The organism is Azospirillum sp. UENF 211521 (assembly GCF_058780535.1).
In genome coordinates, this window is the sequence record NZ_JBSNCF010000001.1 from 1,862,501 (window position 1) to 1,887,224 (window position 24,724).

Here is a 24,724-nt window from a genome sequence, read left to right on the forward strand (position 1 = left end):
GAAGACGTCGAAGGCGGCGTGCTCGAAGGCGTTGAAGCGCAGCGACGTGCCGCCGCCCGGCACCGGCGCGGCGAGGTCGGTGCGGGTCCAGTCGAGGATCGGCATGAAGTTGTAGCAGACCGTCGTCACCCCGCAGGCCGCGAGGTTGCGCAGCGACTGGCGGTAGTTGTCGAACAGCGGGGTCAGGTCACCCTCGCCGATCTTGATGGACTCATGGATCGGCAGGCTTTCCACCACGCTCCAGCGCAGGCCGAGCGAGGGGTCGGCGGCGATCATCGCCTTGCGCTCCTCGATCTCCTCGACCGACCAGACCACGCCGTAGGGGATCTGGTGCAGGGCGGTAACGATGCCGGTGGCGCCGGTCTGACGGATGTGGTTGAGCCGGATCACATCGTCCGGGCCGAACCAACGCCAAGTCTGTTCCATGGTCTGCTCCTTGAAGAAGAGTGCTGTGCCGAGTCCGGCGTGTCTCGATGGGATTCGTGGAAGGAGGCGCGTCAGCCCGCCGCCGATGGCGCGACCGATTGCACGACGGCGCGGGCGCCCTCGGCGTAGAGGCGGCGCAGCGCGTCGGTCACCGCGGCGGTGAAGCGCGGATCGCGCGGCAGGTCGTCGCCGAAAACGGCGCTCAGCCCGAACAGGGCGGGCGCCAGACGGTCGGCGTCCGGCCCCGCTTCCGCCGCCAGCTCGGCGAGCTTGGCGGCCATGGGGTCGCGCACGTCGATGGGGCGGCCGGCCTCGTCGGTGCCGGAGACGTAGCGCATCCAGCCCGCCACCCCCAGCGCCAGCCGTTCGATCGGCGCCCCGGCGGCCAGCCGGTCGCGGATGGTGCCGAGCAGCCGCTGCGGCAGCTTCTGCGTGCCGTCCATGGCGATCTGCCAGGTGCGGTGGCGCAGGGCGGGATTGCAGAAGCGCTCGATCAGCGCGTCCTTGTAATGGCCGAGGTCGGCGCCCGGCGGCATGTGCAGCGTCGGACCGGCCTCCTCGTCCATCAGGCCGCGGATCAGCCGGACAAAGGCCGGGTCGGCCATGGTGTCCGACACCGTCTCGTAGCCGGCGAGGTAGCCGAGATAGGCGAGCGTGGAGTGGCTGCCGTTCAGCAGGCGCAGCTTCATCGTCTCATAGGGATGGACGTCGGGAACCAGCTCCGCCCCCTCCAGCTCCCAGGCCGGGCGTCCGGTGGGGAAGCGGTCCTCGATCACCCACTGGCTGAACGGCTCGGTGACCACCGGCCAGGCGTCGCGCAGGCCAAGCCCGTCCGAGACGCGGTCGCGGTCGGCGTCGGTGGTGGCCGGCACGATGCGGTCAACCATGCTGTTCGGGCAGGCGACGTTCCCGGCGAACCACGTCCCCAGAGCGGGGTCGCGCAGCTCGGCGTAGCGGCGCAGCAGGCCCGCGGCGGTGTCGCCGTTGCTCGGCAGGTTGTCGCAGCTCAGCACCGTGAAGGGCTCCACCCCGGCGGCGCGGCGGCGGATCAGCGCCTCCACCAGGAAGCCGGGCACGCTGCGCGGGCGTTCCGGGTTGGCGAGGTCGTGGACGATGTCCGGATGGGCCTCGTTCAGCGCGCCGGTCGCCGGATCGTGGCAATAGCCCTTCTCAGTGACGGTCAGGGTGACGATGCGGACGGAGGGGCGCGTCAGCAGCTCCAGCACAGCGGCGGGGTCCTCCGGGGCGACCAGCAGCCCGGTGACCGAGCCGACCACCCGCAGCCGCTCGCCGGCGGCGTCGCGCACGGCGACGGTGTAGAGGCCGTCCTGCGGCTCCAGCGCGTCGCGCGTGTCGGGGCTGCGCAGGCTGACCCCGGCGATCCCCCAGGGGCCGAAGGATCGGGCCAGGGCGGCGTCGGTGTAGACGGCCTGATGGGCGCGGTGGAAGGCGCCGATGCCCAGATGGACGATTCCGGTGGTCAGCGCGGCACGGTCATAGCCGGGACGCTGCACGCCGGGGCGCAGGGAGGGCAGCGTGTCGGGGCTCAGGCGCATGGAACACTCCGCATGACGGCTTTCAGGTCTCGAAAAAGTGGCTGTTGGTTCGGGCGATCTCGTCCACCGCGGCGAAAACGGTGCGCAGGTGGGCGCGCATGGCCTCCTCCGCCCCGTCGGGGTCGCGGGCGGCGACACGGTCCACGATGCTCTGGTGTTCGCCGACGATCTTCGCCGCCCAGCCTTCGCTGTGCAGCGACAGGAAACGCACGCGGTCGAGCTGGGCCTTGACGGCGACCAGCAGGTCCCACACCGCCGGACGCCCGGCGATGCGGGCCAGTTCGGCGTGGGTGGCCTCGTCGAGGGCGAAGAATTCGGCGTGGCGGTCGGGCGCCATCACCGCGCGGTGCGAGTCGAGGAGCCGGGTGAGCGCGGCGACGTCCGCCGCCTCCGCCCGCTCGGCGGCCAGACGCACGGTCCGGCATTCCAGGGTCTCACGGATGAACTGGCTGTCCGACACCGCGCCGAGCTGGATCGGCGCCACGAAGGTGCCAACCTGCGGCACGATGCGCAGGAACCCCTCGTCGGCCAGCCGGCGGAAGGCCTCGCGCACCGGGGTGCGGCTGACGCCGTAGCGGGCGGCAACGCGGGTCTCCGAAATCCCCTCGCCGGGGCGGATCTCCCCCGACAGCACGGCGGCGCGCAACGCCTCATAGACCCCGTGCAGGCGGGGGCCGCGGATGTCGGTGGGGGCGGCGGAGGTCGGCGTGTCGGTCATGGCGTCCATCGCGTCAACTTGCATACTAGTATGCCATCACGAACAGCGCCTGACAAGAGGTGCAGTGCGGGCCGTACGGACAAGCGCGATTTGCAGGCAATTGGTCCAAGGGCAATTATAGTTGCTATGGTCAATTTTCCGCTAAACGGAATAAATTGCGCAATCCCCTGACCACCGGGATGATGCGGGACCTATGGTCTGGAGCCCGCGGAGCACAGGCCGGCAAGGCAGCCAGCGGGCGAACCATTCATGGGAGGAATCGATGTCCAAACGCTTTTCCCTGCTGCTCTCCACCGCGGCGGTTCTGGCAACGCTCGGCACCCTGCCGGCCTACGCCGCCGACCCCGCCCTGGAAGCCAATGTCCGCAAGACGGTAAGCCCGCAGGCCCAGCCCTGGCTCGCCGATCCGGCGGTCGTCGACGCCGTCAAGGCCCAGAACACCGCCCACAAGGGCCTCGATCAGGCCAAGATCGACGCCATGGACAACGACTGGAAAGCCGCTGCCAAGGCCAAGTCCGCCAACCCCACCTATGACAAGATCGCCGCGAACCCCGTCACCAAGCGCCTGAAGGAGGTGACGGACAAGAGCAACGGCCGGATCGTCGAGATCCTGCTGATGGACAACCGTGGCCTGAACGTCGCCCAGACCGGCGGCACCTCCGACTATTGGCAGGGCGACGAGCCGAAGTGGCAGAAGGTCTACAGCAACGGCTCCGACCTCTACATGACCGATCCGGAGAAGGACGCCGAGACGAACGCCATGCTGACCGAGGTCAGCGTTCCCGTGCTCGATCCGGCCAGCAAGGAAAAGATCGGCGTGGCGATGATCGTGCTCGACACCAACAAGCTCGGCAACTGACGACGCGCCATCGGACCGGCGCAATCGCGCAGGACAGGCCCCCTCCCCCGTCGGGACAGGGCCCGTCCTGCGGTCAAGGTTGCCCTTTCATGGCCATGGGCCTCCTGGCAATGGGCGGAAAGCCGGGCGCGACAAGCCTTCCGCCCGCCCTTGCGGGCGGGAGCCTGCTGGCGCAAAGGCGGCTTCGACAGCTTTCCGCGGGTGTTCGGCGGAACTTCACGGCATAACGGATGTCCCCTGGACCGCAACGCCCCCCGCCATGCCGACACAAAACCAAGCCCCCGTGACCGAGGCCGAATGGTGGATCTGGACCGCCGAGGGCGCCCTCTTCGCCAAGAGCTGGACGCCGGAGGCCGCCGGCGCCGCGCCGATCATCCTGTTCCATGACTCCCTCGGCAGCGTGGACTTGTGGCGCGGCTTCCCGCAGCGGCTGGCCGCCGAGACCAACCGCCGCGTCATCGCCTACGACCGGCTCGGCTTTGGACGCTCCGACGCCCATCCGGGGCGGCTTGCGTTGGACTTCGTCGCCGCCGAGGCGCGGGACAGCCTTCCGCCGCTGTGCGACCAGCTCGGCGTGGCGGCGTTCGTCGCCTGCGGGCACAGCGTCGGGGGCGGCATGGCGGTCGAGACGGCGGCGCGCTTTCCGGAGCGCTGCCGCGCCCTCGTGACCATCGCCGCTCAGTCCTTCGTGGAAGAAAGGACGCTCGCCGGCATCCGCGACGCCAAGCGCGATTTCCAGGACCCCGCCAACGTCGCGCGGCTGGCGCGCTATCACGGCGACAAGGCCCGCTGGGTGCTGGATGCCTGGACGGAGACGTGGCTGTCGCCGGAATTCGCCGGCTGGACGTTGGACCGGGCCCTGGCGGCGGTGCGCTGCCCGGTTCTGGCCCTGCACGGCGACCGCGACGAGTACGGGTCCAGCGCCCACCCCGAACGCATCGCGGCCGGGCGGGGAGCCGCGAAGCTTCTCCCCGACACCGGCCATGTGCCGCACCGCGAACAGGAAACGCTCGTCGTCGACGCGATCCGGAGCTTCCTGGACGGGCTTTGACGCGTCCGCTCAGGCCGCCAGGGGCGACAGCATCGCGCTGTGCGCCAGGATGCCCAGCGTGTGGCTGGCGATCATCCGCTCTTCGTCGGTGGGGATGACGAAGACCGGGACGCGGCTGTCGGCGGCCGAGATGCGCGTGGCCCGGGCGCGGTTCGCCGCCCCGTCGATGTGAACGCCGAGCCAGCCCAGCTTCTCCGCCACCCGCGCCCGCACCGGGGCGGAGTTTTCGCCGACGCCGGCGGTGAAGACCACCGCGTCCAGCCCGCCCATGGAAGCGGCCAGCCCCGCCGCCTGCTTGGCGACCTGGAAGCAGAACAGCTCCACGGCCTCCGCCGCCTGCGGATTCTCGCTGTCCAGCAGGGCGCGCATGTCGTTGGAGACGCCGGAGACGCCGAGCAGGCCGGACTTGTGGTAGAGCAGCCGCTCCAGCTCGTCGGGTCCCATGCCCTTCTCGCGCATCAGATAGATCAGCACGCCGGGGTCGAGGACGCCGGGCCGCGTGCCCATGGGCAGGCCGTCCAGAGCGGTGAAGCCCATGGTGGTGTCGACGCTGCGGCCAGCGCGCATGCCGCACAGGCTGGACCCGCTGCCGAGATGGCAGACGACGACGCGGGCCTCGGCCAGCTCCGGCGCGATCTGCGGCAGGCGCTGGGCGATGTACTCGTAGGACAGGCCGTGAAAGCCGTAGCGGCGCACGCCCTCGTCGGTCAGCTCGCGCGGCAGGGCGAACATCTGGGCCTGCCAGGGCCGCGTGCTGTGGAAGGCGGTGTCGAAGCAGGCGACCTGCGGCAGCTCCGGATAGACCTCGGCCAGCGCGGTCATCGCCGCGATGTTGTGCGGCTGGTGCAGCGGGGCCAGCGGCACCAGGGCCTCCAGCTCCGCCAGCACTGCCGGGGTCAGCCGGACCGGCGCGTCGAAGCGGGTGCCGCCATGCACGACGCGGTGGCCGGCGGCGACCAGCCGCACGTCGCGCAGCTCGTGCCGCATCCAGGTCAGCAGGAAGCCGAGCAGCCCGGCGCGGTCGCCGGGGCCGACCTCGTCCAGGATGCCGTCGGCCAGGACGTGGCGGGCGGCGTCCTTCGCCTCGAAGCGCGGGGCGGTGCCGATGCCGGAGATCTGGCCGGTCAGGACGGCCTCCAGATCGCTCCTTCCGGCGCCGCAGAAGACGGAGAATTTCAGGCTGGAGGAGCCCGCGTTGATGACGAGACAGGCGTCACGGTGCGACATGGTGTGATCCTCACTCCGCGGCCAGGGGGGCAGCCAGGGGAGCGGCAACGGCGTTGAGCGCGAGGGCGGGACGGCGCGCGGCGGCCACCAGCGCCGCCACGGCGCAGGAGGCGAGGCGGGTGCGGACGTTGTCGGCGCGGCTGGTCAGGATGACCGGGACCCGCGCGCCGAGAACGATGCCCGCCGCGTCGGCGTTGGCGAGGAAGGAGAGCTGCTTGGCCAGCATGTTGCCGGCCTCCAGGTCGGGGACGAGCAGGATGTCGGCCTGTCCGGAGACGGGGGACGTGATGCCCTTGATGCGCGCGGCCTCGGCGCTGATGGCGTTGTCGAAGGCCAGCGGGCCGTCGAGGATGCCGCCGGTGATCTGGCCGCGGTCGGCCATCTTGCAGAGTGCGGCGGCTTCCAGCGTGGTGGCGATCTTCGGGTTGAGCGTTTCGACCGCCGACAGGATGGCGACGCGCGGCGTCTCGACACCCAGGACCTTGGCGAGGTCGATGGCGTTCTGGACGATGTGGACCTTGTCCTCCAGCGTCGGGTAGATGTTGATCGCCGCGTCGGTGATCAGAAGCGCCCGCGGGTAGGTCGGCACGTTCATCACGAAGACGTGGCTGATGCGGCGGCTGGTGCGCAGGCCGGTCTCCTTGCGGACGACCTCGGCCATCAGCTCGTCGGTGTGCAGGCTGCCCTTCATCACCGCCTCGGCCTCGCCGGTGCGGGCCAGCGCGACGGCCGCCGCGGCGGCGGCGTGGCTGTGTTCGACGTCGACCAGACGGTAGCGGGCGATGTCCAGCCCGTGGGCGGCGGCCAGCGCGCGGATCTTCGCCGCCGGGCCGATCAGGATGGGGTCGATCAGGCCGGCTTCCGCCGCCTCCACCGCGCCCTTCAGCGAGCTTTCGTCGCAGGGATGGGCGACCGCCGTGGCGACCGGCTCCAGCCCGTCGCACTTGCGCAGCAGCGCGTCGTGCTTGTCGTGGCGGATCATCTGGATCTGCGGCAGCGCGTGGGCGGCGCGGCGGACCTTGCGGGTCGGCGCCACCACCTCGGCGGTCCCGGTCACCACGACCTCGCCGTCCTGGTTGGTGCACAGGCAGTCGAAGACGACGATGTTCGTGTCGGCCCGCTTCTCGCGCACGGTGACGGTGGCGGTGATGACGTCGCCCAGCCCGACCGGGCGGCGGAAGCGCAGGTCCTGGCCGGCGTAGACGGTGCCGGCGCCGGGCAGCCGGGTCCCCAGAACGCCGGAAATCAGCGCGCCGGACCACATGCCATGGCCGATCACCTTTTGAAAGCGGCTGTCGGCGGCGAATTTCGCGTCCAGATGAACCGGATCGATGTTGCCGGAGACGGTGGCGAACAGCTCGACGTCCATCACGGTCAGTTGCCGCGCGATGCTGGCGGACTGCCCGACCACGATCTCGTCGAAGGTGACGTTCTCGATCGGGGCCGCCTCGGTCGGCACCACAGGAAGGTCGCCGCTGGTTTCACCATTGGCAGTCATTGCAGAACACTCCGGATGAGAGAAATAGGCATGATGCTGCCCGTTTCAGCCGATCCCTCCCGGCGCGCGCCTTGCTGAAAGGGGAAGCGCGTCTTGCCGTCTTCTTCTGTGAGCGTCTTTTTGTGTACTGATATATTAGCGCAAGAGGCGGTGCGGCGCAGCAAATCCGGCATCACCGGACACTTTGCCGCAGCCGCCTTCCCTTGGACCGTTACGCCTTGAGGATGCCGCGTCCGGCGAAGCGGGATGCTGCGCCGAGCATCTCCTCGATGCGGATCAGCTGGTTGTACTTGGCCAGACGGTCGGAGCGCGACAGCGAGCCGGTCTTGATCTGGCCGCAGTTGGTGGCGACCGCCAGATCGGCGATGGTGCTGTCCTCGGTCTCGCCGGATCGGTGCGACATGACCGCCGTGTAGCCGGCCTTGTGCGCCATGTCCACGGCTTCCAGCGTCTCCGACAGCGTGCCGATCTGGTTGACCTTGACCAGGATCGAGTTGCCCACGCCCTTCTTGATGCCGTCCGCCAGACGCGCCGGGTTGGTCACGAACAGGTCGTCGCCGACCAGCTGCACCTTGTTGCCGATGGCGTCGGTCAGCGCCTTCCAGCCCTCCCAGTCGTCCTCGGCCATGCCGTCCTCGATCGAGATGATCGGGTAGCGGCCGACCAGATCGGCCCAGTAGGACACCATCTGCTCCGGCGCCAGCGACTTGCCCTCGCCGGCCAGCTCGTACGTGCCGTTCTTGAAGAACTCGGTCGAGGCGGCGTCGATCGCCAGCATGACGTCGTCGCCCGGCTTGTAGCCGGCGGCCTCGATCGCCTTCATCACGAAGCCCAGCGCATCCTCGGTCGAGGCGAGGTTGGGGGCGAAGCCGCCCTCGTCGCCGACGTTGGTGTTGTGGCCGGCGTCCTTGAGCTTCTTCTTGAGCGCCTGGAAGATTTCCGAGCCCATGCGGATGGCCTCGGCGCCGGTCTCGGCGCCGACCGGCATGACCATGAACTCCTGGATGTCGATCAGGTTGTCGGCGTGGGCGCCGCCGTTGATGATGTTCATCATCGGCACCGGCAGCAGGTTGGCGAAGGCGCCGCCGACGTAGCGGAACAGCGGCAGCGCGGCCTCTTCCGCCGAGGCCTTGGCGACGGCGAGCGAGACGCCGAGGATGGCGTTGGCGCCGAGGCGGCCCTTGTTGGGGGTGCCGTCCAGCTCGATCATGGCGAGGTCGAGGGCGCGCTGGTTGGAGCCGTCGAGGCCGGCGATGGCGTCGAAGATCTCGCCGTTGACCGACTCCACGGCCTTCAGCACGCCCTTGCCGCCGTAGCGGGACTTGTCGCCGTCGCGCAGCTCCACCGCCTCGTGCGCGCCGGTCGAGGCGCCCGACGGGACGGCGGCGCGGCCGAAGGCGCCGGATTCGAGCCGGACGTCCACCTCGACGGTCGGGTTCCCACGGCTGTCGAGGATCTCGCGGGCGTGGATTTCGGTGATGGCGCTCATGGCGGGGTGTGGACCTTGATCTGGAGGGTGGATTTTTTGGGGAGGTGGTCGCAGCGGAGCCCCCACCCTTCCCGCTTCGCGGGCCCCTTCCCTCCCCCGCTGGGCGGGAGAGGGAGTTCACCCCCTCCCCTGCGTCAGCGGGGGAGGGTTAGGGAGGGGGCAATACGCCCCAACTCAACAGCTCTGCTACGCTTCAATGCGCCCCATGGAAGGTGCGGCTGATGACGTCCATCTGCTGCTCGCGGGTCAGCTTGATGAAGTTCACCGCGTAGCCCGACACCCGGATGGTCAGCTGCGGGTACAGCTCCGGATGGTCCATGGCGTGCAGCAGCGTCTCGCGGTCGAAGACGTTCACGTTGATGTGGTGGCCGCCCTGGCCGAAATAGCCGTCCAGCATGCCCACCAAGTTATCCACCCGCTCGCCCTCGGTCGGACCCAGCGCGCCGGGCACGATGGTGAAGGTGTAGCTGATGCCGTCCTGGGCGTGGGCGTAGGGCAGCTTGGCCACCGACGCCATCGAGGCGATCGCCCCCTTGCGGTCGCGCCCGTGCATCGGGTTGGCCCCCGGCGCGAAGGGCTGGCCGGCCTTGCGCCCGTCCGGCGTGTTGCCCGTCTTCTTGCCGTAGACCACATTCGAGGTGATCGTCAGCACCGACTGCGTCGGCACCGCGTCGCGGTAGGCCTTCTGCTTGCGCAGCAGACCCATGAAGGTCTCGACCAGCCACACCGCGATCCCGTCGACCCGGTCGTCGTTGTTGCCGAAGGCCGGATAGTCGCCCTCGATGACGAAGTCGGTGGCGAGGCCACGCTCGTCGCGCACCACCTTGACCGTGGCGTGCTTGATCGCCGACAGGCTGTCCGCGACCACGCTCAGGCCGGCGATGCCGCAGGCCATGGTGCGCAGCACGTCGCGGTCGTGCAGCGCCATCTCCAGCCGCTCGTACATGTACTTGTCATGCATGAAGTGGATGGCGTTGAGCGTGTTCATGTAGGCGCGCGCCAGCCACTCCATCATCGGCAGCAGGCGGGCGACCACCGTGTCGTGGTCGAGCACGTCGCCGGTGATCGGCGCGAAGGCCGGGCCGACCTGCTCGCCCGACACCTCGTCGCGACCGCCGTTGATGGCGTAGAGCAGCGTCTTGGCGAGGTTGGCGCGGGCGCCGAAGAACTGCATCTGCTTGCCGATGCGCATGGCCGAGACGCAGCAGGCGATACCGTAGTCGTCGCCCCAGTAGGGCCGCATCAGGTCGTCGTTCTCGTACTGCACCGAGCAGGTCTTGATCGACGTCTCGGCGCAGAATTTCTTGAAGCCCTCCGGCAGGCTTTCCGACCACAGCACCGTCAGGTTCGGCTCCGGAGCGGGCCCGAGGTTGTTCAAGGTCTGGAGCATGCGGAAGCTGTTCTTGGTCACCAGCGTGCGCCCGTCGAGCGCCATGCCGCCGATGCACTCCGTCACCCAGGTCGGGTCGCCCGAGAACAGCTGGTCGTATTCCGGCGTGCGCAGGAAGCGGACGATGCGCAGCTTGGTCACGAACTGGTCGATCAGCTCCTGCGCTTCCTCCTCGCTCAGCAACCCGTCGCGCAGGTCGCGCTCGACGTAGACGTCGAGGAAGCTGGAGACGCGGCCGAGCGACATGGCCGCGCCGTTGGCCTCCTTCACCGCCGCCAGATAGGCCAGATAGGTCCACTGCACCGCCTCGCGGGCGTTGGCCGCCGGGCGCGACACGTCGAAGCCGTAGGACTTGGCCATGGCGGCCAGTTCCTTCAGCGCCTTGATCTGCTCGGTGATCTCCTCGCGCAGGCGCAGCGTGTGCTCATCGATGCGGTCGACTTCCAGGCTCTTGTACTGCGCCTTCTTGTCCTCGATCAGGAAGGTCGCGCCGTAGAGCGCCAGCCGGCGGTAATCGCCGATGATGCGCCCGCGCCCATAGGCGTCCGGCAGGCCGGTGATGACGCCGGATTTCCGGCAGCGCAGCATCTCGTCGGTGTAGACGTCGAAGACGCCGTCGTTGTGCGACTTGCGCAGGCCGGGGAAGACCTCCTCCAGCTTGGGCGAGGGTTTGAAGCCGTAGGCCTCCAGCCCGTTCTTGACCATCCGCCAGCCGCCGAAGGGCATGATCGCGCGCTTCAGCGGCTTGTCCGTCTGCAGCCCGACGACGAGCTCAAGCTCCTGGTCGATGTAGCCCGGCGCGTGGGCGGTGATCGCGCCGAAGACCTCCGTGTCGGCGTCGAGCACGCCGCCCTTGGCCGCGCGCTCCTCCTTCAGCAGGGCGGTGACCTTGTCCCACAGGGCCTTGGTCCGTCCGGTCGGGCCGGTCAGGAAGCGCGAATCCCCGGCGTAGGGGTGGACGTTGCGGACGATGAAGTCGCGGACGTTGACCTCTTGCTGCCAGACGCCCGGAACGAAGCGGCGCCAGGGGCGCTCGGCTTGCTGTTCCGGTGTCTCGACGAGTCCGTCTCTCAGCAGGGTGTCCATGATGTCTCCTCACGAAAAGGCGTCTGGGCGGCACGCGCCGCGTCGCTGATCGACCCTGGAGGCCCCCCAGCGGAGGGGTCGGAAGACCGCCGGACCCCGCGCGGGGCGGGTGCTGCGGTGTGGCAACGGGCTGTGAAGCCGGCAGGGCCAAAAGTCATTCTGTAGTTTTGCTACATAAACCGGATCGGCGAGGCGCGCAAGGCAAAAGCGGTTGATTTTCCACGTTCTTTGATGAAGTTACTGTGACGGAACGCCGCATCGTCGGCGGTCCCGCTCTGTGGGAGAGCGCGGGCGATAGCGCCCTTCTATCTCGCGATGTAGTTTTGCTATCCGTGCTACAGTGGCGGACGGACGGAACGGGGAACAGGCCGATGCTGGCGAGGATCATGGCGGTGCGCGACGGGCTCCGTCCTTCGGAACGGAAGCTGGCGGACTGCGTGCTGGCCCAGCCGGGCGAGGTCATCACCCTGTCGATGGCCGACATGGCCGAGCGCGCCGGGGTCAGCGAGCCGACCATCGCCCGCTTCTGCGGGGCGCTGGGCTGCAGCGGCTTCCGCGAGTTCAAGATCAAGCTGGCCCAGGACATCGCCGCCGGCATGCCCTTCATCGACCAGGAGGTCAGCCCGGGCGACCGCGCGGCGGGCATCGCGGGAAAGGTGTTCGACCGCACCCTGGCGACGCTCATGCAGGTGCGCAACAACCTGTCGGCGGAATCGGTGGACCGCGCCGCCGACCTGCTGGCCGGGGCGCGGCGAATTGAGTTCTACGGCTCCGGCAACTCCGGCACGGTGGCGCAGGACATCCAGCGCCGCTTCTTCCGGCTGGGCATCCCCACCGTCGCCTACAGCGACGCCCACGTCTATTTCGTGTCGGCCCTGTCGCTCGCCCCCGGCGACGCGGTGGTCGCCGTGTCCAGCTCGGGCGGCACCCGCGACATGCTGGAGGCCGTGCAGAACGCGCTGTCGTCCGGGGCAACGGTCGTCGCCATCACCCGCTCCGGCTCGCCGCTGGCGCAGCTCGCCACGGTCAGCCTGCTCGCCGACGTCGCGGAAGACTTCGACATCCACTCGCCCATGACGTCGCGCATCAGCCATCTGGTCCTCGGCGACATACTGTCGATTGCCGTGGCGCTGCGCAAAGGCGACGCCCTGCGAGAGCGGCTGGAACGTCACAAGCAGGCGCTCAGCCGCCACCCTCGCGAGCAATAAATACTAGTATATTAGTTTGAGGGCAAGCCGCCCCGCCGGGTGCCGCGCGTCCTGTGCCGTTCTGCCGCAGCCACCCCACGCAAAAGGCACCCGCGCAGCAAAAAGCCCGGCCCCGTTTCCGGGACCGGGCCTTCCGCTTCCAGCCGCAGCCGAACCGTCAGTCGCCGGCGTGCATCGGCTCGGCACCCTGCAGGGGGTGGGCGCCGGCGCGCTTGCTGCCGAACAGACGGTAGACCGCGACGAAGAAGACCGGGACGAAGAGGATCGCAAGCACGGTGGCGGAGATCATGCCGCCCATCACGCCGACGCCGATGGCGTTCTGGCTTTCCGAACCGGCGCCGCTGCTGGTCGCCAGCGGCAGCACGCCCAGCACGAAGGCCAGCGAGGTCATGATGATCGGGCGCAGGCGCTGGCGGCACGCCTCGATGGCGGCGTCCTTCAGATCCATGCCTTCGTCGTAGAGCGCCTTGGCGAACTCCACGATCAGGATGGCGTTCTTCGCCGACAGGCCGATGGTCGTCAGCAGGCCCACCTGGAAGTAGACGTCGCTGGGCAGACCGCGCAGCGTGGCGGCGAGCACGGCACCGATGACGCCCAGCGGCACCACCAGGATGACCGACACCGGCACCGACCAGCTCTCGTAGAGCGCGGCCAGGCAGAGGAACACGATCAGCATGGACAGCGCGTAGAGCGCCGGGGCCTGCGACCCGCTCAACCGCTCCTCGTAGGACAGGCCGGTCCATTCATAGCCGACGCCCGGCGGCAGCTTGGCCATCATCGCCTCCATCTCCTGCATCGCCTCGCCGGAGCTGACTCCCGGCGCCGCGGAGCCCTGGATGTTGAGCGAGGACATGCCGTTGTAGCGCTCCAGCTTCGGCGAACCGTAGGTCCATTGCGCCGTGGTGAAGGCGGAGAAGGGGACCATCTGCCCCATGCCGTTGCGCACGTACCAGCGGTCGACGTCGCTCGGCTGCATGCGGTAGGGGGCGTCCGCCTGGAGATAGACGCGCTTCACGCGCCCCCGGTCGATGAAGTCGTTGACGTAGGAGGAGCCCCAGGCCGCCGTCAGGGTCGTGTTGACGTCGGTCAGCGACAGGCCGAGCGCGCTGGCCTTCTCGCGGTCCACCGTCAGCTTGAACTGCGGCGTGTCCTCCAGACCGTTCGGGCGGACGCCGACCAGCTTGCCGTTCTGCGCCGCGAGGCCCAGAAGCTGGTTGCGCGCCTGCATCAGCCGGTCGTGGCCGACGCCGCCGCGGTCCACCAGCTGGAGGTCGAAGCCGGTGGCGTTGCCGAGACCCGGAACCGAGGGCGGCATGAAGGCGAAGACCACCGCGTCCTTGGCCTTCGACAGGGCGCCCATGGCGCGCCCGGCGATGGCCGTCGGCTTGCGGTCGGCGGACTCGCGCTCGCTCCAGTCGCGCAGCCGGACGAAGGCCATGCCGGCGTTCTGGCCGCGGCCCGCGAAGTTGAAGCCGGCGATGGTGAACAGGCCCTCGACGCTGTCCTTCTCCTGCTCCAGGAAATAGGTCTCGACCTGCTTGGTGGTCTCCAGCGTGCGCTCGATGCTGGCGTTCGGCGGGGCCGACCACAGCACGAACATCGTTCCGCGGTCCTCCTGCGGCAGGAAGGAGGAGGGCATCTGGAGGAACAGGTAGGCCAGACCGCCGACGATCAGCGCGTAGGCGAGGCCGTAGCGCCCGAGCCGCGACACCGCCCCACGCACGCCGCGCAGATAGACACGGCTGCTGGCGTCGAAGCCGCGGTTGAACAGGCCGAAGAAGCCGCGCTTGGCGTGGCCGTGGCCCTTCGCCACCGGCTTCAGGATGGTGGCGCAGAGCGCCGGGGTCAGCACTAGGGCGACCAGCACCGACAGCGCCATCGCCGACACGATGGTCAGCGAGAACTGGCGGTAGATGGCGCCGGCGGAGCCCCCGAAGAAGGCCATGGGGACGAACACGGCGGACAGCACCAGCGCGATGCCGATCAGCGCGCCAGTGATCTGGCCCATCGACTTGCGGGTCGCCTCGCGCGGGGGCAGCCCGTCCTCGCTCATCACGCGCTCGACGTTCTCCACCACCACGATGGCGTCGTCGACCAGCAGGCCGATGGCCAGCACCATGCCGAACATGGTCAGCGTGTTGATCGAGAAGCCGAACAGCGACAGCACGCCGAAGGTGCCCAAAAGCACCACGGGGACCGCGATGGTCGGGATCAGCGTCGCCCGGAAATTCTGCAGGAACAGGTACATCACGACGAAGACGAGGATGATCGCCTCGATCAGCGTCTTGACGACCTCGTGGATCGACAGCTCGACGAAGGGCGTCGTGTCGTAGGGGTAGATGACCTCCAGCCCTTCCGGGAAGAAGGCCGACAGCTCCGCGATGCGCGCCTTCACCGCCGCGGCGGTGTCCAGCGCGTTGGCCCCGGTCGCCAGCTTGACGCCCAGGCCCGCCGCCGGCTTGCCGTTGTAGCGGGCGGTGATCTCGTAGGTTTCCTGACCGATCTCGATCCGCGCGACGTCGCGCAGCCGCACCTGCCCGCCGTCGGGATTGACGCGCAGCAGGATGGCGCCGAACTCCTCCGGCGTCTGCATGCGCGACTGCGCCATGATGGTGGCGTTGATGCGCTGGCCGGGCACCGCCGGGGCGCCGCCGAGCTGGCCCGCCGAGACCTGCGCGTTCTCCGCCTTGATGGCGTTGGTGACGTCGATGGTGGTCAGCTGGTGGCTGTTCAGCGCGTCGGGGTCCAGCCAGATCCGCATGGCGTGCTGCGGCCCGAACACGGTGATGTCGCCCACGCCCTCGACGCGGCTGATCGTGTCCTGGAGGTTGGAGGCCACATAGTCGGCGATGTCGCCCTGGCTCAGCCGCCCGTCGCTGGACACGAAGCCGGCGACCATCAGGAAGTCGTTGCCGGCCTTCGACACCTGGAGGCCGCGCTGCTGCACTTCCTGAGGCAGGAGCGGCACGGCGAGCTGGAGCTTGTTCTGCACCTGGACCTGGGCGATGTCCGGGTTGGCCTCCGGCTCGAAGGTCAGGGTGATGGTGACGTTGCCCGACGAATCGCTGTTCGAGGACATGTAGCGGAAGTGGTCGAGCCCGGTCATCTTCTGCTCGATGACCTGGGTGACCGTGTCCTCCAGCGTCTTCGCGGACGCGCCGGGGTAGCTGGCGGTGATGGACACCGTCGGCGGGGCGATCTTCGGGTACTGCTCGACGGGCAGGCCAAGGATGGCCAGACCGCCCGCCAGCATGATGACGATGGCGATGACCCAGGCGAAGACGGGCCGGTCGATGAAGTATTTCGACATGGATCGGTCCTCGGTTTCAGCGCGCCTGCGGTCCGGGCAGGGCCGCCACGGCGGCCTGCGCCGGGACCGGCTTGACCTCGCCGCCCGGCTTCACCTTCTGAAGCCCCTCGACCACGATGCGCTCGCCCGCCTTCAGACCGTCGGAGACCAGCCAGGCGTTGTTGATCGCCCGCTCGGTCTTGATGGTGCGCGGGTTGACCTTGTTGTCGTCGCCGACGACCCAGACGCGGGCCGAGCCGTCCGGACCGCGCTGCACCGCCTCCTGCGGCACGGCCAGCGCGTTCTCGGCCACGCCCTGCTCGACGCGGGCGCGCACGAACAGGCCGGGCAGCAGCTCCTGGTTCGGGTTCGGGAACACCGCGCGGAGCTGGACCGAGCTGGTGCCCGGATCGACCGACACGTCGGAGAACTGAAGCTCGCCGCGCTGGGGATAGGGAGCCTCCGCCGCGTGCAGGAACAGCGAGACGGGGATCTTGCCGGGCTCGGCCGGGCGGATGCGCCCGCTCGCCATGTCCTGGCGGAGCTGCATGAGCTGCGAGGCGGTCTGGGTCACGTCCACATAGATCGGGTCGAGCTGCTGGACGGTGGCGAGCGCCGTCGCCTGGTTGGCGGTGACCAGCGCGCCTTCCGTCACGGCGGACTTGCCGATGCGGCCGGAGATGGGGGCGAAGACCTTGGTGTAGTCCAGGTTGATGCGCGCCAGATTGTAGGCGGCCTTGGCAGCGGCGAGCTGCGCCTCGTTCTGCTTCAGCGCGGCCATGGCGTCGTCGTAGTCCTGCTTGCTGACGACGCTGTTCTTGACGAGGTCGTTGTAGCGGCCGGCCTTGTTGCGGGCGGCCTGCAGGTTGGCCTCCGCCTTCTGGATGTCGGCCTGGGCGACGGCGAGGTTGGCCTCGTAGGTGGCCGGGTCGATCTGGTAGAGCTGGTCGCCCGCCTTGACGTCGCCCCCCTCGGTGAAGAAGCGCTTCAGCACGATGCCGCTGACCTGCGGGCGGATCTCCGCCACGCGGAAGGCCGCGGTGCGGCCCGGCAGTTCGGTGGTGACGGACAGGCTCTGCGGCTGGATGGTCGCCACCGCGACCTCCGCCGGACCGGGCGCCGGCTGGCCCCCGGCAGCGTGCTTCTTGTCCTGGCAGGCACCCAGCACCACGGTCAGGGAGGCCGCCACGGCAAGAGACAGAAATGCGTTCCTGTTGAACATCCGTTCCTCGTGAAAACGCCGTGATGCGGCGATGAAATGTCCTAATGAGCCAGGAATCTTCCACGTTCCGCCCGGCTTTTTTCGGGACCGGCGGAAAAGGCCGGTGCGAAATGACCCCTTTATTCGTACTGTCTCATACAGTACACTGTACCGGACGATACATTCAGAACGACCGTTCGCGCAAGGGGGAACCGCAATGCCCGACAAGGGGGCATCCACACCGTTTCAGGGCGGAATCGCCGGCGCCGGAATCGCCAGCCTCGGCATCAACAGCTTCGACACGCCCGGCTGCGGCCCGCGCGGCCAGGCGCGTTGCCGGGCGCTGCTCGACGCCGCGGCGGCGCTGTTCGTGGAGAAGGGATTCGCGCTGACCTCGCTGTCCGACATCCTGCGGCAGGCCGGCGGGTCGCGCACCACGCTCTACGAGCATTTCGGCGACAAGGAGGGGCTGTTCCGCGCGGTGATGGAGCGCCACTGCGACCGCGTGCTGGAGGAGATGTCGGCCACGCGCGCCGCCGGGCCGGCGGCGATGGCCGAGGGGCTGGAGGAGAATCTGTACCGCGTCGGCCTGCACATCGCCGGCACGCTGACCATGCCGGAAACCACCGCCATCCTGCGCATCCTGGTGTCGGAGGGCGGGCGCATCCCCGACATCGCCCGGGCCTTTTTCCAGGTCGGCCCGGAGAAGACCATCGGCTGGCTCGCCGATTGCTTCCGCGAGTGGTCCGAGGCGGGGCGCCTGCGCATCGACGATCCGGAGGGAGCCGCCCACGCCTTCATCGGCATGGTGGTTGGCGACCTGCTGACCAAGCGGCTGATCCTTCCCGACGAGCCCGTCTCCATGGAGGAGTTGGAGCGTTACGTCCGTCAGTCCGTGCGGTTGTTCCTCGCAGGGACGCGGCCCTGACCGTGGACGGTGAGTGTGGGGAGAGCGGCGTATTGCCGTCTTGCCAGCGGGGACGGCAAAGGCCATAGCTCCCGCGACGATGCGCGCGCTTGCTGTGGCATTGCCCCCACCCCGGCCCTCCCCCGCTTCGCGGGAGAGGGTGCCCCTCCGCGAAGCGGCGGCAGTCCCCTCCCCTGCGAAGCGGGGGAGGGTTAGGGAGGGGGCAAGGGCCGCCAGCGCCTAAGGAAAAACCGATGGACCGGGGAAGCGTTAGGGAATTGATCGACAAAGACTCATCCACGGTCGGCCCACGCGGCCGGGCGCGCCGGCAGGCCCTGCTCGACGCGGCGGCGGCGCTGTTCGTGGAGAAGGGCTTCGAGAAGACCACGCTGACCGACATCATCGGCCGGGCCGGCGGCTCGCGCGCCACCCTCTACGAGCATTTCGGCGACAAGGAGGGGCTGTTCCGCGCGATGATGGAGGAGAACAGCGCCCGCATCCAGGAAGGGCTCGCCGCCATCCAGGCCGACGAACGGGCCGCACCCGAGGACGGGCTGACCCGCTTCGCCCTGCACATCGTCGCGGCGCTGTTCGACGACCGCACCATGGCCATCATCCGCGTACTGGTGTCGGAGGGCGGGCGCATCCCCGACATCGCCGAAGCCTTCTTCCGCATCGGCCCGGAAACCGCCCAGCGGCGGCTGGCCAATTATCTGGCGCGGCAGACCGCCGCCGGCACCCTGGCCGTCGCGGAGCCGGAGACCGCCGCCCGCGGCTTCATCGGCATGATCACCGGAAACATCCTGCTGCGCCGCCTGATCCTGCCGGACCAGTCCCTCTCGTTGGAGGAGGTGGAGCGTTACGTCGGACGCGCCGTTGCCCTCTTCCTGGCGGGCGCCCGCCCCCTTCCAAACAGGCGTCCGGACCCTTCCTAACAGGCTCCCGCCCGATGGTGGAGCACTGACCTTAGGCCGAGGGTCGCACGGCCGGGCACAGGAAAGCGTTAGGACCGAAGGACAGGCGTTGCAACATACTTCAGTATGTTAGGGTTCACACGATCGTTTCCCTCATCCCAACGGCCCCCGGGCCGGGACGGTCGATCGTGTCCATGGTTCGCTGGCTTCTGCTGCTCGTCTTCACCCTGGCCCCGCTGATCGGGTTCGAGGTCTATTCCCACACCCGGCTGCGGGTGGAGCGCGAGGCCGAACTCGGCCAGGAGGCGGTGCGCCTGCTCGACCTGATCCAGACCGAACAGCAGCGGATCGTCGACGACATCGAACACATCCTGGCCACGCTGGCGGAGGCGAACATTGCCGGCTCCGGCTGCCAGGACACCATGGAACGGCTGCGCCAGCGCCTGCCCAGCTATCTGACGCTGGGCTTCGCCGACCGGACCGGAATCATCCTGTGCTCCACCGACCGGCGCAGCGTCGGGACCGGCAGCGCCGACCAGCCGCAGATCCGGCAGGCCCTAGCCTCCGGCCTCTTTTCCGTGGGGGAGTATGTCGCCACCGAGGGGCCGCGCCGCCGCGCCCTGCCCTTCGCCCTGCCCTACGCCCGCGGGGGTGGCCAGGGAGATCAAACCGGACCGGCCGTCGTCACGGCGCTGCTCGATCTCGATTGGCTGCGCCAGTATCAGGCGCGCAAGCCGCTGCCGCCGAACGTGACGGTCCTGCTGGCCGACCGCGGCGGCACCGTCCTCGTCCGGGTGCCGGACCTCCAGGGAATCGTCGGCCAACCGCTTCCCGAGCGGCTCGGCCTTCTTCTCAGCGGCACGGAGACGGCAACGGCGCTGACCGAGGGGCTGGACGGGAGGCCCCGCGTCACCGCCTATTCCCCGCCCGGCGCCAACGGAAGCGGTCTCGCCATCGCCGTGGGGATCGACCGGGCCGCCGCGCTGCGCAGCGTCGACGTGGCCGCGCTGTGGTCCTGGTTCCCCTTCTCGCTCATCCTGCTGCTCACCCTGACCGGCACCGCCTGGGCCATCGGGCGCCTGACCCGCCAGCGCGAGACGGAGCGGTCGTTGCTGAAGGCGGTGCTGGAGCATCTGCGCGCCGGCGTGGTGGTGGCCGAGGCGCCCACCGGGCGGGTGATCCTGCACAACAGCGCGGCGGAACGGCTGATCGGCCAGCCCCTGGGCCGGATCGACCGCGTCGAGGACTATCCCCGCCCCTTCACCAGCGTCGCGGACAGGTCTTCGGAGACGTCCGCGGAGCTGCCGCTGGTCCGCGCCCTGCGCGATGGCGCGGTGGTGCGGCAGCAGGAGCTGCGCCGCGACACCCCCGCCGGCCCGATCACCTGTCTGGCCGACGCCGAGCCGGTGCGCGACCCCGACGGCTGCATCACGCTGGCCGTCGTCACCCTGACCGACCTCACCGAGCGCAAGGCCGGCGAGGAGGCCCTGCGGCGGAGCGAGACCCGGTTCCGCGAGCTGGTCGAGAACACGCCGGTGATGATGTGGATCAACCGGCCGGACGGCGGGCGGGAATACTACAACGCCGCTTGGCGCTCCTACACCGGGCGCAGCCTGGAGCAGGGCGAGCGCTGGTCCTACATCCACCCCGCCGACTATCCCCGGCTGCTCGACAGCCGCGAGCGCGGCATCGCCGCGGGCGAATCCTACGGCTTCGACGTGCGCATGCAGCGCCATGACGGGACCTACCGCTGGCACGTCTGCCGGATCAACCCGATGCGCCAGAACGATCAGATCATCGCCTGGGTGGGCACCGCGGTGGACGTGCACGACAGCCGCATGGCGCGCGATGCGGCGGAGCAGGCCGACCGTTCCAAGAGCCGCTTCCTGGCGGCCGCCAGCCACGACCTGCGCCAGCCCATGCAGTCCATGTTCTTCTTCGCCGAGGCGCTGCACAGCCACGTCCATTCCCCGCGCGGGCGCGACGCCCTGGCGATGCTGGAGCGCGGGATGGAGACGCTGAAGGGCCTGCTCGACAGCCTGCTCGACGTCTCGCAGCTCGACGCCGGGGTGATCGAGCCGCGGATCGAGGACATCGCGGTCAAGCCGCTGCTCGACGACATCGGCTCCTCCTACGCCCCGGTCGCCGCCGCCAAGGGTCTCGATCTCCAGGTGGTGAACCATCACGACCTGACCGTGCGCAGCGACCGCAACCTGCTGGGGCGCATGGTGCGCAATCTGGTGGAGAACGCCATCCGCTACACCGAGCGCGGGGTGATCCGCCTGGAGTGCCACCCCCTGGACGGCCACGCCGGCATCCAGGTGCGCGACACCGGGATCGGCATTTCCGGCGAGCAGATGTCCTGGATCTTCGAGGAGTTCTATCAGGTCGGCAACCCCGAGCGGGACCGCAACCAGGGGCTCGGCCTCGGCCTCGCCATCGTGCAGAAGCTGTCGGCGCTGCTCGGCCATCCGGTGGAGGTGCGCTCCGAACTCGGCAAGGGGTCGGTGTTCCGCATCTCCGTCCCCCTCGGCGAGGCCGTGGACAGCCCGGCCCCGTCTCCCCCGGCCCGCGTGCCGGAGCGCGGGCGGCTGGCCGTCCTGATCGACGACGACGCCATCGTCCTGATGGGGCTGCGCTCGATCTTCCAGGACTGGGGCTACGACACCATCGTCGCCTCCTCCACCGAGGAGGCGCTGGAGCGGCTGCGGGCAGCCGGGCGGCGGCCCGACGTGATGGTCGCCGACTACCGGCTGCGCGAGCACAAGGTGGGCACCGAAGCCATCCTGAAGATCCGCGAACTGGCCGGCGCACCGGTCCCCGCCGTCCTGCTGACCGGCGATTCCGGCCCAGACGTGATGCAGGAGGCCGAACGGCACGGGATCGGCCTGATGTTCAAGCCGGTCACCGCCCGCCTGCTGCAGGAAGCGCTGACCCGGCAGACCGGCACCGCCGCGTGACGGTGCGCAGCGGGCCGAATCTTCCGACGACCAGCTCTTCCAACAACCGGTTACAGCCCCCGCACCGTCTGGAGCCCCCGCCGCACCTGCTCCGAATCGTAGGGCTTGCGCAGGACCAGCACGTCGCGGAACTCCTCCGGGAAGATCGCGGACTCGCCGTAACCGGTGGCGAACAGGAAGGGGATGCCCAGCTCGCGCAGCCGCTCCGCCACCGGGAAGGAGGTCTCGGTTCCCAGATTGACGTCGAGAAGCGCCATGCCCGGCGGGTCGTCGGCGATGGCGACCAGCGCCTGACGGACGCTCGCCACCGTCTCCACCCGGTCGGCGCCCAGCTTCAGCAGCATGTCCTCCGCGCTCATCGCGATGATCATGTTGTCTTCCAGAAGCAGAACCGTCCCGCCCAGCGGGACATCCGCCGCCGCGCAGGGCGTCACCGCCGCCTCGATCACCGCCTCCGGGCGTTCCGGCGCCACGCTGACGTGGATGGCCGGTATGGTGAAGCGCGCCTTCAGCCCGGCCAAGGCGTAGGTCACCGTCGCCTCGCCCTTCAGCTCGTGCGGGACCGAACGCTCGATGATGGTGGTGCCGAACCCCTGGCGCGTCGGCGCCTGCACGGGCGGGCCGCCGCTTTCCTCCCAGCAGAGTTCCAGGGCGTCCCGGTCGTCGAAGCTCCAATGGACCTTCACCCGGCCGCCACTGTCGGCGAAGGCGCCGTATTTGGCGGCGTTGGTCACCAGCTCGTGCATGATCAGCGCCATCACGGAGAGGGCCGGCGGCGACAGCAGCACCTCCGGCCCCGACAGGACCACCCGGTCCGCCCGGCTGCCCAGATAGGCGTCGACCTCCGCCGCGATCAGGGGACGCAGGGGCGAGGGTTTCCAGTTCTCCGCCGTCAGCTGGTCGTGCGCCCGGGCCAGCGCCTGAATGCGCCCGCCGACGATCTCCGCGAACTCCTCGACACGGGTGACCCCGGCCCGGCTCTGGGCCAGCAAGGCGCGGACGAGGCTGAGGATGTTGCGGACCCGGTGATTCAGCTCGGCAATCAGCAGCTCCTGCCGCTCGCGGGCCGTCCGGCGCTCCTCCTCCGCCTGGTCGGCCAGCCGCAGCACCACCTCCATCAGCGTGACCCGCAGGGAGTCGGCGATGCGCAGGTCGGCCTCCGTCCAGGGCTCGGACTGGCCGTGCACCGTTTCCTTCCACGCCTCGAAGCTCTTGCGCGGAGTCAGGCGCTGCCCGTTGGGGCCGGGCTCGACGGGCTTGTCCGGGTTGCCGGCCCAGGTGACGGTGCGGACCGATTCCCGGCGGAAGAAGATGATGTAGTCGCGCGGCTTGCGCGACACCGGGATGGCCAGCATGCCGGCGGCGCGCTCGGTGAAATCCTGCGCCGGCGGGTGGACCTGCCCGATTTCGCCGGTGGCGAAGACGCGGCTGGCGTGCGTGCGGTTGAGCATGCGCACCAGCCCGAGCAGTTCCTCCGGCGTCGGGGTGGTGCCCTCCACAAGGATCTGGCCGCCCAGCACGATGGCGAAGCCGTCGCTGCGGATGTAGTGGCCGACCTCGCCGCGCAGCCGCTCCAGATTCTCCATGGAGGAGGCACCGTCCGCCATCACCGCCATGATGCGGGTGTGGAGCAGGCGCGCCTTGGCCTCGTAGGCCTCCTCGCGGTCGCGCTCGACGCCCTCCAGAAGGAAGGAGAACATCTGGCCGTACAGCTCGGCCGCCGTGCGCCGCTCCAGCGACAGCCGCCGTGGCACCATGTTGTGACAGGCGAACAGACCCCACAGCTTGCCGCGGCGCAGAATCGACACCGACAGCGAGGCCGCAACGCCCATGTTGCGCAGATACTCGCAATGGATGGGCGACACGCTGCGAAGCACGCTCATCGACAGGTCGAGCGGTTCGCCCTCCGGTCCGACCGGCGGCAGGATGGCTGCGGGCGGGGCATCCACATCATTGATGCAGCGCAGCCAGTTCCGCTCGTACAGCGCGCGAGCCTGCTTCGGGATGTCCGATGCCGGGTAGCGCAGCCCCAGATAGGAGGGCATGCCGCGCACCGCGGATTCCGCGATCACCTCGCCCGCCCCGTCGCGGTCGAAACGGTAGATCATCACCCGGTCAAAGCCGGTCAGCGACCGCAGCTGCCGCGCCGCCTCGCGGCAGCAGGAGTCGAAATCGGGGGTGCGCTGGAGCCGCCCGATCATCGCGCGGACCATGGAACCGACGTCCAACTCGCTGTCCGGCTCGCTCGGCTCCGCCTCGATGATGATCGACTGGCCGGACAGATGGACCGCGATGTCCAGCGGCAGCGCGTTGGCCGACAGCTTCACCCGGAAGGCGCGCTCCACCGACCCGTTGATCAGGGAGAGCTGGAGCCGGCCACGGATGGCGTGCAGCGCTTCCTCGTCCATCACCTCGGTCAGGGGAAGCCCCAGCAGGGCGTCGGGCTCCACCCCCAGCCACGCCCCGATGTTGGACGAAGCGTGCTTGACGATCCAGTCCGTCGACAGCGCGATCAGGAATCCGCTTGGTTGGATGGACCCGACGAGATGGATCGGCTCCCGGTCGCAATTGCTCAAGTCTACGCCACCGTTCATAGCCGCACCGCCCGCGTCATTCGGCCACCATCGTCATTGTTCCGGCGTTCCTCAAATTTGTTCCATGCATCCGGATGGGCCGATGATTTGCCGATCCCTTGGCTTATTCCATGCCAACACACCGAAGCGGACTTAAAGCACGTCGTGTCCCTAAAATAATCCAAAATCGGAAAGGGACCAATGCCGCCGCTCTCGGCAAAAAGCCTTACGCCGGCGGCCGCTCCACCCGATGGACGTCTGCGACATTTTGGCCGAAAGGCCGGGCCACCTTACGAAACGGGCTTGCCTTTCAATCTGATATACTAGTATTTTATTTGCGAAGGACAGACGCGCAGCCCGGCCGGCCCAAGC

16 protein-coding genes (1 of these 16 only partly in view) are annotated in these 24,724 nt (G+C 69.1%); 6 read left to right on the top strand and 10 right to left on the bottom strand.

Annotated elements, in window-relative coordinates; translation table 11 throughout:
- From uxuA to ACWPN5_RS08745, 3 genes are all read right to left on the bottom strand, one after another.
- Positions 1 to 426 carry the start of a mannonate dehydratase gene (gene uxuA, locus ACWPN5_RS08735; protein ID WP_145689291.1) on the bottom strand. 771 nt of this gene lie to the left of the window's left edge, so the window shows 426 of its 1,197 coding nt (coding positions 1–426); its start codon is at positions 424 to 426; its stop codon lies off the left edge, out of view.
- Positions 427 to 497: 71 nt separating this feature from the next.
- Complete coding sequence (locus ACWPN5_RS08740) at positions 498 to 1,982, bottom strand: mannitol dehydrogenase family protein (RefSeq protein WP_492295201.1); 1,485 nt, start codon at positions 1,980 to 1,982, stop codon at positions 498 to 500.
- Positions 1,983 to 2,004: 22 nt separating this feature from the next.
- Complete coding sequence (locus ACWPN5_RS08745; protein WP_247888454.1) at positions 2,005 to 2,700, bottom strand: GntR family transcriptional regulator; 696 nt, start codon at positions 2,698 to 2,700, stop codon at positions 2,005 to 2,007.
- 262 nt (positions 2,701 to 2,962) lie between these two features.
- On the opposite strand from ACWPN5_RS08745, the gene ACWPN5_RS08750 reads away from it, so the two are divergent.
- Together ACWPN5_RS08750 and ACWPN5_RS08755 are read left to right on the top strand one after the other, a co-directional pair.
- On the top strand, positions 2,963 to 3,559 hold the full coding sequence (locus ACWPN5_RS08750) for a PDC sensor domain-containing protein (RefSeq protein ID WP_145689296.1): 597 nt from the start codon (positions 2,963 to 2,965) through the stop codon (positions 3,557 to 3,559).
- A gap of 259 nt (positions 3,560 to 3,818) precedes the next feature.
- Positions 3,819 to 4,610 (top strand): alpha/beta fold hydrolase, encoded by a 792-nt coding sequence (locus ACWPN5_RS08755; protein WP_492295202.1) that lies wholly within the window; start codon positions 3,819 to 3,821, stop codon positions 4,608 to 4,610.
- Between the two features lie 9 nt (positions 4,611 to 4,619).
- Here ACWPN5_RS08755 and ACWPN5_RS08760 read toward each other — a convergent pair whose 3' ends face one another.
- The 4 genes from ACWPN5_RS08760 to pflB all read right to left on the bottom strand — a co-directional run bounded on the left by ACWPN5_RS08760 (position 4,620) and on the right by pflB (position 11,300).
- Complete coding sequence (locus tag ACWPN5_RS08760; protein WP_492295203.1) at positions 4,620 to 5,837, bottom strand: acetate/propionate family kinase; 1,218 nt, start codon at positions 5,835 to 5,837, stop codon at positions 4,620 to 4,622.
- Positions 5,838 to 5,847: 10 nt separating this feature from the next.
- Positions 5,848 to 7,335, bottom strand: a complete 1,488-nt coding sequence (locus ACWPN5_RS08765; protein WP_492295204.1) for a bifunctional enoyl-CoA hydratase/phosphate acetyltransferase — start codon at positions 7,333 to 7,335, stop codon at positions 5,848 to 5,850.
- A gap of 211 nt (positions 7,336 to 7,546) precedes the next feature.
- Positions 7,547 to 8,824, bottom strand: a complete 1,278-nt coding sequence (gene eno, locus ACWPN5_RS08770) for a phosphopyruvate hydratase (RefSeq protein WP_492295205.1) — start codon at positions 8,822 to 8,824, stop codon at positions 7,547 to 7,549.
- Positions 8,825 to 9,017: 193 nt separating this feature from the next.
- The gene (gene pflB, locus ACWPN5_RS08775; RefSeq protein ID WP_492295206.1) at positions 9,018 to 11,300 is read right to left on the bottom strand and encodes a formate C-acetyltransferase; all 2,283 of its coding nucleotides are present in this window, start codon (positions 11,298 to 11,300) and stop codon (positions 9,018 to 9,020) included.
- Positions 11,301 to 11,671: 371 nt separating this feature from the next.
- Between pflB and ACWPN5_RS08780 the strand changes: the two genes are divergently transcribed.
- Entirely contained in the window at positions 11,672 to 12,508 is an 837-nt protein-coding gene (locus tag ACWPN5_RS08780) for a MurR/RpiR family transcriptional regulator (RefSeq protein WP_145689302.1), read from the top strand.
- Between the two features lie 157 nt (positions 12,509 to 12,665).
- On the opposite strand, the gene ACWPN5_RS08785 is transcribed toward ACWPN5_RS08780, so the two are convergent.
- Both ACWPN5_RS08785 and ACWPN5_RS08790 read right to left on the bottom strand, forming a co-directional pair.
- Positions 12,666 to 15,818 carry an efflux RND transporter permease subunit gene (locus tag ACWPN5_RS08785; RefSeq protein WP_492295207.1) on the bottom strand — a complete coding sequence of 1,051 codons (3,153 nt, stop codon included), beginning with the start codon at positions 15,816 to 15,818 and terminating at the stop codon, positions 12,666 to 12,668.
- 16 nt (positions 15,819 to 15,834) lie between these two features.
- Positions 15,835 to 17,019, bottom strand: a complete 1,185-nt coding sequence (locus ACWPN5_RS08790) for an efflux RND transporter periplasmic adaptor subunit (protein WP_137107096.1) — start codon at positions 17,017 to 17,019, stop codon at positions 15,835 to 15,837.
- A gap of 196 nt (positions 17,020 to 17,215) precedes the next feature.
- Here ACWPN5_RS08790 and ACWPN5_RS08795 point away from each other — a divergent pair, with 196 nt between their 5' ends.
- From ACWPN5_RS08795 to ACWPN5_RS08805, 3 genes are all read left to right on the top strand, one after another.
- Positions 17,216 to 17,926, top strand: coding sequence for a TetR/AcrR family transcriptional regulator (locus ACWPN5_RS08795; RefSeq protein WP_145689305.1), 711 nt, complete (start codon positions 17,216 to 17,218; stop codon positions 17,924 to 17,926).
- 257 nt (positions 17,927 to 18,183) lie between these two features.
- The gene (locus tag ACWPN5_RS08800) at positions 18,184 to 18,840 is read left to right on the top strand and encodes a TetR/AcrR family transcriptional regulator (RefSeq protein ID WP_492295208.1); all 657 of its coding nucleotides are present in this window, start codon (positions 18,184 to 18,186) and stop codon (positions 18,838 to 18,840) included.
- A 173-nt stretch (positions 18,841 to 19,013) separates the two neighbouring features.
- A complete protein-coding gene (locus ACWPN5_RS08805; RefSeq protein ID WP_145689410.1) occupies positions 19,014 to 21,779 on the top strand; it encodes a hybrid sensor histidine kinase/response regulator in 2,766 nt (921 codons plus the stop codon).
- Between the two features lie 50 nt (positions 21,780 to 21,829).
- On the opposite strand, the gene ACWPN5_RS08810 is transcribed toward ACWPN5_RS08805, so the two are convergent.
- Entirely contained in the window at positions 21,830 to 24,355 is a 2,526-nt protein-coding gene (locus tag ACWPN5_RS08810; protein WP_492295209.1) for an HWE histidine kinase domain-containing protein, read from the bottom strand.
- Positions 24,356 to 24,724: the final 369 nt, after the last annotated feature.

Coding starts and splice junctions, on each gene's coding strand:
- ACWPN5_RS08805 (WP_145689410.1), top strand. CDS start 19,014: ATGGTTCGCTGGCTTCTGCTGCTCGTCTTCACCCTGGCCCCGCTGATC.
- ACWPN5_RS08760 (WP_492295203.1), bottom strand. CDS start 5,837: ATGTCGCACCGTGACGCCTGTCTCGTCATCAACGCGGGCTCCTCCAGC.
- ACWPN5_RS08745 (WP_247888454.1), bottom strand. CDS start 2,700: ATGACCGACACGCCGACCTCCGCCGCCCCCACCGACATCCGCGGCCCC.
- ACWPN5_RS08795 (WP_145689305.1), top strand. CDS start 17,216: ATGCCCGACAAGGGGGCATCCACACCGTTTCAGGGCGGAATCGCCGGC.
- ACWPN5_RS08765 (WP_492295204.1), bottom strand. CDS start 7,335: ATGACTGCCAATGGTGAAACCAGCGGCGACCTTCCTGTGGTGCCGACC.
- ACWPN5_RS08790 (WP_137107096.1), bottom strand. CDS start 17,019: ATGTTCAACAGGAACGCATTTCTGTCTCTTGCCGTGGCGGCCTCCCTG.
- ACWPN5_RS08780 (WP_145689302.1), top strand. CDS start 11,672: ATGCTGGCGAGGATCATGGCGGTGCGCGACGGGCTCCGTCCTTCGGAA.
- ACWPN5_RS08740 (WP_492295201.1), bottom strand. CDS start 1,982: ATGCGCCTGAGCCCCGACACGCTGCCCTCCCTGCGCCCCGGCGTGCAG.
- eno (WP_492295205.1), bottom strand. CDS start 8,824: ATGAGCGCCATCACCGAAATCCACGCCCGCGAGATCCTCGACAGCCGT.
- ACWPN5_RS08785 (WP_492295207.1), bottom strand. CDS start 15,818: ATGTCGAAATACTTCATCGACCGGCCCGTCTTCGCCTGGGTCATCGCC.
- pflB (WP_492295206.1), bottom strand. CDS start 11,300: ATGGACACCCTGCTGAGAGACGGACTCGTCGAGACACCGGAACAGCAA.
- ACWPN5_RS08755 (WP_492295202.1), top strand. CDS start 3,819: ATGCCGACACAAAACCAAGCCCCCGTGACCGAGGCCGAATGGTGGATC.
- ACWPN5_RS08750 (WP_145689296.1), top strand. CDS start 2,963: ATGTCCAAACGCTTTTCCCTGCTGCTCTCCACCGCGGCGGTTCTGGCA.